Consider the following 11,742-nt stretch of genomic DNA (forward strand, 5'->3'; position numbering starts at 1 on the left):
ATATCTTTCTTACCTGTTTTATTTTTTGCGTCCGCAGCACTGTTTATACTTCTTGCCGCTGCCGCACGGACACGGATCGTTCGGGTATACCTTCTCCGCGGCGCGCTTCTGCGGCGCCCTCGCAAGCGTATCGTCCTTGTTCGTTCCGGTCACCTTCGCTACTTCCTCGCGCTCCACCTTTTCCTCTACGCGGACGTGGAACAGCAGACGCAGCGTGTCGAGCTGGATGTTCGCCGTCATCTCGTCAAACATCTCGAAACCGCTCATCTTGTACTCTACCAGCGGGTCCTTCTGACCATAAGCCTGCAGACCGATGCCCTGACGGAGCTGATCCATATCGTCGATGTGATCCATCCACTTGCGGTCAATCACCTTCAGAATGATAACGCGCTCCAGCTCGCGCATCTCCTCCGGAGTCGGGAACATTTTTTCCTTCTCCGCATAGAGCGCAAGCGCCTGTTCGGTCAGGTTTTCCTTCAGCTCCTTCTTATTCATCTTCGCGACGTCCTCAGCCTTCACAGGCGCAAGCGGAATCGTCGGGAGAAGCACGGAATTTAATTCATTCAGATCCCACTCGGAATTATCCTGATGATCGCCGATCACCATATCGACGGTGCGGCCGATGACATCCTTAATCATCTTCGTGATAGCGTCGCGCATGTTTTCACCGTCCAGCACGCGGCGTCTCTCCGCATAGATGATCTCACGCTGCTCGTTGTTTACCTGGTCGTACTCCAGCAGGTTTTTACGGATGCCGTAGTTGTTGCCCTCGATCTTCTCCTGCGCCTTCTCAATGGATGAGGACAGCATCTTGTGCTCGATCTGCTCGTTTTCCGCAACGCCGAGTGAACGGAAAACGCCCATCAGACGCTCGGAGCCGAACAGGCGCATCAGATCGTCCTCCAGTGAGATATAGAATCTGGATTCGCCCGGGTCGCCCTGACGTCCGGAACGTCCGCGGAGCTGATTGTCGATACGGCGCGACTCGTGACGCTCCGTGCCGATGATCTTCAGACCGCCAAGCTCTCTGGATACGTCGTCCAGCTTGATATCGGTACCACGGCCAGCCATGTTAGTAGCGATGGTGACAGCGCCATGCACGCCGGCGTCGGCAACAATCTCCGCCTCCAGCTCATGGAATTTCGCGTTCAGTACCTTGTGCGGGATGCCGCGCTTTTTCAGCATACCGGAAAGCAGCTCGGAAATGTCGATCGTGATGGTGCCGACCAATACCGGCTGTCCCTTTGCGTGCGCTTCCTCGATCGCATTTACGACCGCCGTGTATTTTTCCTTCTTTGTCATGTAAACGGCATCATCCAGATCGACACGCGCTACCGGCTTGTTGGTCGGGATCTCGATAACGTCCATTCCGTAGATATCGCGGAACTCTTTTTCCTCGGTGAGCGCCGTACCGGTCATGCCCGCCTTTTTGTCATATTTATTGAAGAAGTTCTGGAAGGTGATGGTAGCGAGCGTCTTGCTCTCGCGCTTTACCTTCACATGCTCCTTCGCCTCGATTGCCTGATGAAGGCCGTCGGAATAACGGCGTCCCGGCATGATACGTCCGGTAAACTCATCGACAATCATAACCTGATCGTCCTTTACCACGTAATCCTGATCGCGGAACATCAGATAATTTGCGCGCAGCGCCAGATCGACGTTGTGCTGGATCTCCAGGTTTTCCGCGTCGGAGAAGTTTTCAATCTGGAAGAATTTCTCTACCTTTTCCACACCCTGCTGCGTGAGGGTGACGATCTTGTCTTTTTCGTTGACGATGAAATCTCCGGTCTCGGTGATCTCCTCGCCCATGATCGCCGACATCTTTGTGACCTCGCCGCTCGCCTCGCCTCGCTGGAGCTGGCGTGCCAGAATGTCCGCCACCTCGTAGAGCTTCGTGGACTTGCCGCTCTGTCCGGAAATGATCAACGGGGTACGCGCCTCGTCGATCAGAACGGAGTCGACCTCGTCGATGATCGCATAGTGCAGACCTCTCTGCACAAGCTGCTCCTTGTAGATCACCATGTTGTCACGCAGGTAGTCAAAACCAAGCTCGTTGTTGGTAATGTAGGTAATGTCGCAGTTGTACATTTTGCGGCGCTCGTCGTTGTCCATGTCGTTTAAAACACAGCCGACCGTCAGACCAAGGAATTCATGTACCTTGCCCATCCACTCGGCGTCGCGGTGCGCCAGATAGTCGTTGACCGTGACGATGTGGACGCCCTTGCCCTCCAGGGCGTTCAGGTATGCCGGGAGCGTGGATACCAGGGTCTTACCTTCACCGGTGCGCATCTCAGCGATACGTCCCTGGTGCAGGATAATGCCGCCGATGATCTGCACGCGGTACGGCTCCAGACCGATCGCTCGCTTCGCCGCCTCGCGCACTGTCGCAAATGCCTCCGGCAAGAGGTCGTCCAGCGTCTCGCCCTCCGCCAGACGCTTTTTATATTCATCGGTTTTCGCACGAAGCTGCTCATCCGACAGCGCCTGCATCGTCGGACGCAGGGCTTCCACCTTGTCTACCAGCGGTTTGATGCGCTTCAGCTCATGCTCACTGTGGGTTCCAAATAGCTTTGTAAAAACACTCATTCTTAATACTCCTGTATTCTACAGATAAATTGCATCTGTTTATTTTTAAATACACTGGTAACTATTCCATATCTTCCTAGTTACACATACTACCGACTATTCTATCACCTTTGCAGCATTTGCACAATAAAATTTTTTATAAAAATCCCGCGCGTATAAGCCATTTATGATAATGTCCTAGTATACCACATATGAAAATGTCCCGGATGTGGTAAAATATCCTCTATCTATTTTAGATTGGAGGAAATCATTATCAGAAAGGTAATACTTACAATGGATGAACAGAAAAAATACGAAGTGATCAAATCTCTGGCAGATCACCCGGATGGGAATAAGGACAGGGCTGCCCTCACCCTTGGCTGCACCAAACGCCATATCAACCGTATGCTGGCTGGATACCGCAAAGAAGGAAAGGCTTTCTTTATCCATGGCAATAGGGGACGTAAACCGTCCACCAGCATCCCTGACGAGACCCGCAATCGCATCATCGATCTCTACCTTACAAAATATTTTGATGCTAATTTCCAGCATTATTCAGAACTCCTTGAGGCCCATGAACACATCTGCGTCTCACCTTCTTCTGTAGCTAAGATCCTGGAAAGTAAATATATTCTTTCTCCGAAAGTTACAAAGGCCAAGAAAAAGCGTATGGAAAAGGAGCTTCAGGATAAAAAGAAAAGTGCCTGCAGCCTGAAAGAAGCCGCTGTGCTCCAAACCAATCTCGTAGCGGTTGAAGATGCTCATTCAAGACGTCCAAGATGTGCTTATTTTGGGGAACTGCAGCAGATGGACGCAACTCCCTATGAATGGATCCCCGGGCAGGTATGGCACCTCCACCTGGCTATTGACGATGCTACCGGCCGGGTCACCGGAGCCTGGTTTGACACGCAGGAAACCTTAAAGGGCTACTATCACGTATTCCACCAGATCCTGACCACCTACGGCATCCCTTACAGGATCTTCACAGACCGCCGTACGGTATTTACCTATAAAAAGAAAAACTCCCCATCTCTTGATGAGGATACCTATACCCAATTCGCTTATGCCTGCAAGCAGCTTGGTGTTCAGCTGGAATCCAGCAGTGTCCCGCAGGCCAAAGGCCGCGTAGAACGCCTCAACCAGACACTACAGTCGCGCCTGCCAATCGAATTACGATTAGCAGGGATCACGACCATAGATGCTGCCAATGAATTCCTCCACTCATACATAAAAGAATTCAATGAGAAGTTCGCGCTTCCCCTTAATGGTATCAAATCTGTGTTTGAAACGCAACCGGAAAATGAAAAAATCAACCTGGTTCTCGCTGTCCTGACAGAACGGACCGTGGATTGCGGGCATGCGATCCAGTTCCGGCACCGCCATTACCGGATGCTGGACGCCAGAGGGAAACAGGTACATTACCGCAAAGGCACAAAAATAATGGTTATCCAGGCTTTTGACGGAAGCCTTTTCTGCTGTGTCAATGACAAGGATGTCCATGCACTGGAGGAGATCCCCGAACATATGGAAAGATCCCGGGATCTGGATGCAGACTATCAGCCGCCCAAAGCAAAAAGACATTATATTCCGCCAATGAGCCATCCCTGGCGCAGCAAAACTTTCCAGAAATTCGTAAAGACACAGGAGCACCATCTAATGGATGACGTTCCAGCATAAAAAGCAGCAGAAAAAGATGATAGGTATATACCTACCGAAAGGAGAGATCACATGAGGGACTGGATCGACTGCATCGAAGCGCATACAAAAGCACAGAAAAAATATGATAAAGAACATACACAGGGAATTTACTTAAAACTGAACCTCCGCACAGACCTTGATATCATCCGCTGGTTTTGGGAACAGCCGTCAAAACAGGGAGCCGTAAAACGGCTGATCCGTGAGGAGATCGCCCGAAAAAAGGCGGAAGGAACAGGGAGCGGAGGCGTTGTCAGGAGAACCGTGGAATAATGGGGTTGGGGCCCCGTTATGCCGCGAAAGTCTCTTGAGATAAGCCTCACGGAAAACGCTGTTTCTAAGGAGAAAGGATATATGCCCTTTCTCCTGCCCCCTGCGGGGCGGGTTCGGGCAGGGCCCGATTATGGGTCAAGGGACAGGTCCCTTGCGGGTTCTTAGGGCAGAGCCCTAAGCTTCCAGAGGACATCTGCCACGTAGCCATATGAAATCAGCACCGGAAAACCGGTGCTAATGTTTCAGTTTTTTCGGGACATTTTCAAAAATGCTTGACATAAAATTTTTTATAAAAATCCCGCGCGTAAAAATTTTTTATAAAAATCCCGCGCGGCGTCTGCCCGCGCGGGATCATGCTGCATAATATTTAAATGTCCAGGTGATTTATCAAAACTCCGGCTCAATAAGACCGTAGGTATTTCCTTTGCGCTTGTACACCACGTTTACTTCCTCTGTCTCGGCATTGCAGAATACGAAGAAGTTGTGTCCGAGAAGCTCCATCTGGATGCAGGCATCCTCCGGGTACATCGGCTTGATGCCAAAATGTTTAGTGCGGATGATCTTAACCTCCTCCGGCTCGACGCTCTCTTCTTTTTCGATAAATTCACGGCGGAAGTTGCTGCCCTCCTGATGTTTTGCAATCAGTTTATTTTTATATTTGCGGAGCTGCCGTTCAATTACCTCCTCTACCAGATCGATTGACACGTACATATCGCTGCTCACCTGTTCGGAGCGGATAATATTTCCTTTTACCGGAATCGTAACCTCAATTTTCTGTCTTTCTTTCTCCACACTCATGGTAACGATGATCTCTGTGTCAGGAGTAAAATATCTCTCCAGCTTGCCCAGCTTGTCTATAACGGTATTTCTGAGCCCCTCTGTAACCTCGATGTTTTTTCCGCTGATAGTAAATCTCATACGATCACTCCTTTTCCGTCATTTTATCCGAAAGCGGAAACACTGTTAAAATTTACCGCTTTCGTCATACTTCAAGGATACCACAATTTGTCTGATTTTTCAATCGGAATTGCGAAATTTCACAAACTTTTAACCAAAACTCCAAAAGATCGTTTGCGAATAGCGCGGTCAAACGGCATCAATTTCCCGCATTTATAAACTCCAGCACCTCGCGATATTTCATCGTCCCTCCGAACAGATCAAGCGCGCTCCCGATCGTGACATCGATTTTTCCGCGTCCGAGACGCTGAAGCTCTTTTAGATCCCCGAAGCTTCCGACGCCGCCTGCATACGTCACCGGAATCCTGGCCCAGCCGCCAAGCAGCGCAGCAAGCTCCGTCTCGATGCCGTTTGCCTTTCCCTCCGCGTCGACCGCATGGATGAGAAATTCATCACAGTAACCGGCAAGCTCATCGAGCACCTGCTCCGTCAGCGTTACATCCGTGAATTTCTGCCAGCGATCCGTCACGATCCAATATGCGCCTTCTTTTTTCCGGCAGCTTAGATCCAGCACCAGGCGCTCTTTGCCTACCGCGCGCACAAGCTTCTCCAGATTTTCGTAATTCAGTCTGCCGTCCTTAAAGACAAAGCTTGTCACGATCACATGGGAAGCTCCATTATCCAGCCAGAAGGCGGCGTTGTCGTCGCGGACGCCGCCGCCCACCTGCAGCGCGCCGCGCCATGCCCGAAGCGCCAGCAGCGCCTGCTCCTTCGTCGCCTCGTAGTGCGGCGACGTTTCCGGATTCAGCAAAATGATGTGACCGCCCCGCAGATCATCCTTTTTATAAAACTCTGCGTAAAAGGCGGCGTCCGCCTCCGACACAAAATTCTCCCGCGCCGCATCGCCCTCGTCGCGGAGCGAACCGCCGACGATCTGCTTTACCTTTCCGTTATGAATATCAATACATGGTCGAAAACGCATGATTTTTTGCCTTCCTTTCTTGCGACTTACCAGTCGTGGTTCCGCCGATCCTGTTTTCTTTGATATTATCATATTTCACAAAAAAGACACAAGAAAAATGTGAAAACACATTGACAAAACAACTTCTTCTGATAAGATAATATTAAAGGAGAGTCCTGCCAATAAGTGGACGTGCAAAAAGCGTTAGTGTCGCCACGGTGATACTACATTCAAGGACTATGGAAGCTTGCCTCTCATTCTTCGCAAAATCACTCATGACTGGTCACATACTCCAGGAATTCCGGCGTCTGCGACCAGTATTTCTTTCCCCAGTTTTCAAAGCTCCACTCTTCCATATAGGAATTACACTCATAGTCAATATAATACAGAAGCTCGTCCTGCACCACAAAATTCGTCGGAAAATAGTCGATGTTTAAACCCGCCGCCTGTGCCTGCGCCGCCATCTCAAGCACCTGTGAAAAATATTCTTCTTTCATCGCGCCGTCTCTGACAAGCTCATAGATGGTAGGCCCGTCAATGTATTCCTTTACGATCCGCTCCTGCGCGATATCCAGCTCCAACATCCCCGGAATCCGGATGCCCGCTGCCAGCAGCCGCCTATAATCGTTCCGCTCCGCCTCGATTTTATTTTCAAAAGAATAGTAATCGCATGGTTCATGGTGGATCTGCTTCAGCACATATTGCTTTCCTTCTTTTTCCACAAGATAAGAATAACCGCCCTTTCCATGCCCAAGCAGTTTTTTAATAGTATATTCCGTTTGATTAACGCTCATTTTTTCAGACATTGTACGCTCCTTTTCCCACTGAATGCATCAAATAGGCTTTCCAATATGTTTCTCTTTTCTCCACTGCGGCACTTCCCCGTCGTCCGCCCAATATTCATCGACGGATATAATTTTATCACGTTCGATTTTTATAAATGACGTCACATGGAAAGATAGGGATTTATCCTGCGGATACACATGTGTAACCGTGATGATCACATTACCTGCCGTTTCCGTTCTTTCCACCTCGCCAGCCCAGTCGCCGGGATATTCACAATTTGCTCTTATAAATTCCTCTACAGAAAAATGCTCGTTGGTACAATGCCAGTTGACATAAGCATCCTCGTGAAAATATCCTCTGATTTTATCCGCGTCCTGCGCAAGAACATATTTCCAAAATTCACAGATATCCATTTTTCCACTGCCTATTTGTTTCACACTTTTTTCCTCACATAATTTTCTCTTTACCCTCAAAGAATTCCGGCAGATATTTTTTCTATTCCAGTTCAAAAAGAACGCTCTCATAATCCTTCACAAAATACCGAATGTTTTTCCGCCCTTTTGAAATGATTGTATGCCCCTCCGCCTCCAGCTTTTTCCTCTGTGCTTCCGCTCCTCCGGGATATTTTTCATTTAATTCCCCGTTTGCTTTCAGGGTTCTCCAGTAAGGTGTCTCATTCTCCGCGCACTGATAGCTTGCCCACGCCGCAATGGAGACAAATATTCCTGCCGTGATCGGTTCCGTAAAATCCGCTCCACTCAGCTTCGCAAAATGCTCGCGAATTTTTCCAACGGTAATCACTTTGCCGCGCGGAACCCGCCGCATCACCTTGTCATAATCCATCGGCGGTGCAAAATACATTCTGCTTCCCCCGTATTATTCAATGCTTTTTGGATCTGTGATCGTCTGAAATTTCGGCATATCCTTGTTGTCCTGCAGCATCGCGTTAAAATCCTTTTTGTCCTCATTTCCCATATCCGCCACCTCCTGCAAAAAGCATACCTTATTTTGACAGTCTATGCAATGAGACGATTATAAAAAATTTTCGATCCCCGTCTAAAAGTAAAACAGCTCCTCAAATTTTTTATCCAGCGCGATGCACAAGAGCAGCGCCAGCTTTGCCGTCGGGTTAAACTGTCCTGTCTCTATGGAGCTGATGGTGTTTCTCGATACCCCGACCATCTCTGCCAGCGCCGCCTGCGATAGCTTTTTCTCTGCGCGGGCTTCTTTTATATGATTTTTTAATTCCAGTTTTCCATCCATATTCTCAGTGTCCCATCATAAATCTGACTGCTGCGAAAATCGCCACGCAGAGCATGAGCAGCCCGATAAGCAGATATTGCGTCTCTCTGATTTTGACGTATCGGTATATATAATTCGCCGACACCGAAAAGCAGACCGTCGCCGTCAGATCCATCATCGGCAGCCCCTGCTCTGAACGGATGAAGGAAAAAACTGCCGCCGCAATCACCATCGCCACATAGGACCACATCATAGATCTGTCCTTCACCTGACGCTCTCTCTCGTCCTCTTTTTCACTCTGTGCTTTTCTTAAGATCTCTTCTTTATCCATGTTCTTCTCCCTGCCAAGTTTTGTTTGCAAACAGTATAACATTTCCAAGTAAACTTGTCAATATGTTTCGCCAAGTTTTATTGGCAACCGCTGCAGAGCTTCCGTATCGGAAACTTTTCGAAAACTTTTTGAAATTTTTTTAAATTTCCTGTTGACGAATCTATAACCTGGTGCTATAATATTTTTTGCTTGCGGAAGTGCTGGAATTGGCAGACAGGCTAGACTAAGGATCTAGTGATGGCAACGTCGTGTGGGTTCAAGTCCCATCTTCCGCATGACGAAGACCCTGTATTCGAAGTGAATACAGGGTTTTTTGTTGCCCTGCATCCGAAGGGAGCTGCCGGCGGCAGGTCCTTTCGGTTGCCATGCATACACGACTGTAATTTCACCCTGAAAACAGATTGGAAATTACGCTCTCACCCACGGCGATCTCATAGCCGCGCTCTGCCCAGGGCATATCCCTTTTCAGATGCAGCGAGGCACGGTAGAGGTATTCTCCGGCTTCGTGCAGAGCAGCAAACGGCAGCTCGATGTAGCGCCCGCTTCCAGGAGGCACATCCGCATAAAGGCTCCCCGCGCAGATGCTGTTTCCATCACAGGAAAGCGCATAGCGCAGCTCGTACTCTGATACGTTGGCAAAGACGCAGTGATTTTCCAGGAGTACACCCTCCTGTGCGACCTGCAGCTCAAAGTCGGGAACACACACTGACCTGCGACTGTCCGCCAAAGCCTTCCCGTCATAATACAACCCGTATTCCGGGCAAAGCTCCGTAAGCATTTCATGTAACCAGGTATCCCGGGCCGTATCTTCCTGCCGCCCTTCCGCTGATAAAGTCCGCCCGTTCTGCTCATCCTGTTTTTCTGTATTCCACCGTTCAACAGAAAGCGCATTATAATGCCCCCTCCTGACCGCGGCAAGGTACCGGCGCAGCCTCCTCTCATGGCAAACCAGATCAGTTTCCACCCGGCAGCCCGGTATTTTTTTCTCAAAAGTGCCGACGGCGTGTTCCGCCGGACAGCCAGACGCATCCTCCAGCGCCGTCCGCAGTTCTTCCTCCGTACAATGCCATGCGTGCAGCGAAACCTTCCGGCCGTTCAGCCAAAACCCTTCCTGCGTCTGCTTGGCATTTCGGAATGCAAGCTTTTTTACCGTGCATCCAAGCAGGCGCATCCGTTCGTCGCGCAGCTCCAGCACCAGCTCGTACAGGTATGCGCGTTCCATGTCCCACAGACGTACAGACGGCACCTGCATACAGAAATCGATCTCTTCCTCTGTCGGCACCGGAAAAATACGGTCCTCCTCCTGCCCCTCCTGCGAGAGAAGCTGCGCGCACACAAAGCCGCCGTCCTGCCCTTTGCAGTGCATCACGACCTCCAGATTTCCCGTTCCGCCCTCTTTTTCTGCCTGCGCATAGATGTTTATTTCCGTTATCTGCATTTTATCGTTCTCTTTCCTGTATATCCCGTTTTTTATCATGGGATGCCTTCCTGCTTCATTATATTGTATTTTTCCTCAAAACGCAAGAAAGGCAGTGTACATTATCTGTACACCGCCCTGTATCAGTTACTGCTCACTCCGTTCGCAGCAGCCTGTATCACACCTGTGATTATGCAATCTTGCTCTTTGCAAGCTCTGCCAGTGTGGCAAAGCCTTCTGCATCGTTGATCGCCATATCTGCAAGGATCTTTCTGTTGATATCCACGCCTGCAACCTTCAGACCGTGCATCATTTTGCTGTAGGAAAGACCATTCATTCTTGCAGCCGCATTGATACGTGCGATCCAGAGCTGTCTGAACTGACGCTTTTTCTGCTTTCTTCCTGCATAGGAGCTTGCAAGCGCGCGCATTACAGACTGTTTTGCAATCTTATACTGTTTGGAACGGGCGCCTCTGTAGCCTTTTGCCAGTTTCAGGGTTCTGTTATGTTTTTTCTTTGCGTTCATGCCGCCTTTTACTCTTGCCATGTCTTAATTCCTCCTTCAATCCTTCTTATAAATACGGTAAGATCTTCTTCATGTTCTTGAAGTTTGTAGCATCCGTGATGGTTGCTTTTCTGAGATTTCTCTTTCTCTTGGTAGATTTCTTTGTTAAGATATGGCTCTTATAAGCTTTGTTTCTCTTTAATTTTCCTGTACCTGTCATTTTGAAACGTTTTGCAGCTGCTCTGCTGGTCTTCATTTTCGGCATTTTTATGTTTCCTCCTTAAATATAATTTACTGTTTCCCCGAAAAACACTGCTTTTGCAGTCAGCGCTTTTCAGTCAAAATCATTGTAAGGCTGCGGCCTTCCACCTTTGCTGCCTTGTCTACGGTCGCGATATCTTCCAGCTCCTTGGCAAAATCGTCGAGGATATGCTTGCTGCTCTGCATATGAGCCATCTCGCGGCCGCGGAAACGAAGCGTTACCTTCACCTTGTTTCCTTTTTCCAGAAACTTCCTGGCTGCCCCGATCTTCGTATTCAGATCATTCACATCAATATTTGGTGACAAACGAACTTCCTTAACCTCAATGGTTTTCTGTTTTTTTCTGGCTTCTTTTTCTTTTCTCGCCATCTCATAACGGTATTTGCCGTAATCGATAATTTTGCAGACGGGCGGTTTTGCCATCGGCGCAACCTTCACCAGATCCAGTTCTGCCTCCCGCGCCAGCTTCATAGCATCCTTTGCAGACATAATGCCAAGCTGTTCTCCATGTTCCCCGATCAGACGCACTTCCTTGTCTCTGATCTGTTCGTTAATCATTAATTCGCTAATTGTTGTACACCTCCATATTAAATGCGTTTCACCTGATACAAAAAGCGTGGACAGCAAAGCCATCCACGCAAACATACCTTTTGAAATACCGGCGCCGCATCTGCAGCCTTCTGGTATCTTTCAGCATATTAACCGGCAGTCACGCACCTGTGCTGCGGTGAGAGTGGACACTCTGCTTTCTTTTCACACTCTGATATCCTAGCACATACGCGCGTAACTGTCAACAGTTTTTTGTACTA

13 protein-coding genes, 1 tRNA gene and 1 pseudogene are annotated in these 11,742 nt (G+C 49.1%); 3 read left to right on the forward strand and 12 right to left on the reverse strand.

Annotated features, from left to right (window positions below):
- Window positions 1-18: 18 nt before the first annotated feature.
- Window positions 19-2,586 carry a preprotein translocase subunit SecA gene (secA, locus tag ACLU9Q_RS00090; RefSeq protein WP_412624483.1) on the reverse strand — a complete coding sequence of 856 codons (2,568 nt, stop codon included), beginning with the start codon at window positions 2,584-2,586 and terminating at the stop codon, window positions 19-21.
- Window positions 2,587-2,859: 273 nt separating this feature from the next.
- Here secA and ACLU9Q_RS00095 point away from each other — a divergent pair, with 273 nt between their 5' ends.
- A complete protein-coding gene (locus tag ACLU9Q_RS00095) occupies window positions 2,860-4,242 on the forward strand; it encodes an ISNCY family transposase (protein WP_412624485.1) in 1,383 nt (460 codons plus the stop codon).
- Between the two features lie 51 nt (window positions 4,243-4,293).
- Entirely contained in the window at window positions 4,294-4,533 is a 240-nt protein-coding gene (locus ACLU9Q_RS00100) for a hypothetical protein (protein WP_412624486.1), read from the forward strand.
- Window positions 4,534-4,920: 387 nt separating this feature from the next.
- On the opposite strand, the gene hpf is transcribed toward ACLU9Q_RS00100, so the two are convergent.
- From hpf to ACLU9Q_RS00135, 7 genes and pseudogenes are all read right to left on the reverse strand, one after another.
- On the reverse strand, window positions 4,921-5,451 hold the full coding sequence (gene hpf, locus ACLU9Q_RS00105; protein WP_296908230.1) for a ribosome hibernation-promoting factor, HPF/YfiA family: 531 nt from the start codon (window positions 5,449-5,451) through the stop codon (window positions 4,921-4,923).
- Window positions 5,452-5,629: 178 nt separating this feature from the next.
- Entirely contained in the window at window positions 5,630-6,412 is a 783-nt protein-coding gene (hisA, locus tag ACLU9Q_RS00110) for a phosphoribosylformimino-5-aminoimidazole carboxamide ribotide isomerase (RefSeq protein ID WP_412624488.1), read from the reverse strand.
- Between the two features lie 248 nt (window positions 6,413-6,660).
- Window positions 6,661-7,197 carry a hypothetical protein gene (locus tag ACLU9Q_RS00115; protein ID WP_412624489.1) on the reverse strand — a complete coding sequence of 179 codons (537 nt, stop codon included), beginning with the start codon at window positions 7,195-7,197 and terminating at the stop codon, window positions 6,661-6,663.
- A 27-nt stretch (window positions 7,198-7,224) separates the two neighbouring features.
- Complete coding sequence (locus ACLU9Q_RS00120) at window positions 7,225-7,590, reverse strand: nuclear transport factor 2 family protein (RefSeq protein WP_412624589.1); 366 nt, start codon at window positions 7,588-7,590, stop codon at window positions 7,225-7,227.
- A gap of 82 nt (window positions 7,591-7,672) precedes the next feature.
- A pseudogene (locus ACLU9Q_RS00125) lies at window positions 7,673-8,152 on the reverse strand (MGMT family protein).
- Window positions 8,153-8,233: 81 nt separating this feature from the next.
- Window positions 8,234-8,440: a helix-turn-helix transcriptional regulator gene (locus ACLU9Q_RS00130; RefSeq protein WP_302592510.1), complete on the reverse strand. Its 207-nt coding sequence runs from the start codon at window positions 8,438-8,440 to the stop codon at window positions 8,234-8,236.
- A gap of 4 nt (window positions 8,441-8,444) precedes the next feature.
- Window positions 8,445-8,750, reverse strand: coding sequence for a DUF6442 family protein (locus ACLU9Q_RS00135; RefSeq protein ID WP_412624490.1), 306 nt, complete (start codon window positions 8,748-8,750; stop codon window positions 8,445-8,447).
- Window positions 8,751-8,941: 191 nt separating this feature from the next.
- Between ACLU9Q_RS00135 and ACLU9Q_RS00140 the strand changes: the two genes are divergently transcribed.
- Window positions 8,942-9,025: transfer RNA gene (locus tag ACLU9Q_RS00140), tRNA-Leu, on the forward strand.
- Window positions 9,026-9,135: 110 nt separating this feature from the next.
- On the opposite strand, the gene ACLU9Q_RS00145 is transcribed toward ACLU9Q_RS00140, so the two are convergent.
- The 4 genes from ACLU9Q_RS00145 to infC all read right to left on the reverse strand — a co-directional run bounded on the left by ACLU9Q_RS00145 (window position 9,136) and on the right by infC (window position 11,491).
- Window positions 9,136-10,227, reverse strand: a complete 1,092-nt coding sequence (locus tag ACLU9Q_RS00145) for a beta-galactosidase domain 4-containing protein (protein WP_412624491.1) — start codon at window positions 10,225-10,227, stop codon at window positions 9,136-9,138.
- A gap of 130 nt (window positions 10,228-10,357) precedes the next feature.
- Entirely contained in the window at window positions 10,358-10,714 is a 357-nt protein-coding gene (gene rplT, locus ACLU9Q_RS00150; protein ID WP_296834062.1) for a 50S ribosomal protein L20, read from the reverse strand.
- Window positions 10,715-10,739: 25 nt separating this feature from the next.
- Window positions 10,740-10,937 (reverse strand): 50S ribosomal protein L35, encoded by a 198-nt coding sequence (rpmI, locus tag ACLU9Q_RS00155; RefSeq protein WP_296834059.1) that lies wholly within the window; start codon window positions 10,935-10,937, stop codon window positions 10,740-10,742.
- Between the two features lie 59 nt (window positions 10,938-10,996).
- Window positions 10,997-11,491: a translation initiation factor IF-3 gene (gene infC / locus ACLU9Q_RS00160; RefSeq protein WP_296834057.1), complete on the reverse strand. Its 495-nt coding sequence runs from the start codon at window positions 11,489-11,491 to the stop codon at window positions 10,997-10,999.
- Between the last annotated feature and the right edge of the window lie 251 nt (window positions 11,492-11,742).

Source organism: Marvinbryantia sp., assembly GCF_047017445.1.
In the GTDB taxonomy this organism is placed as follows: Bacteria; Bacillota; Clostridia; order Lachnospirales; family Lachnospiraceae; genus Marvinbryantia.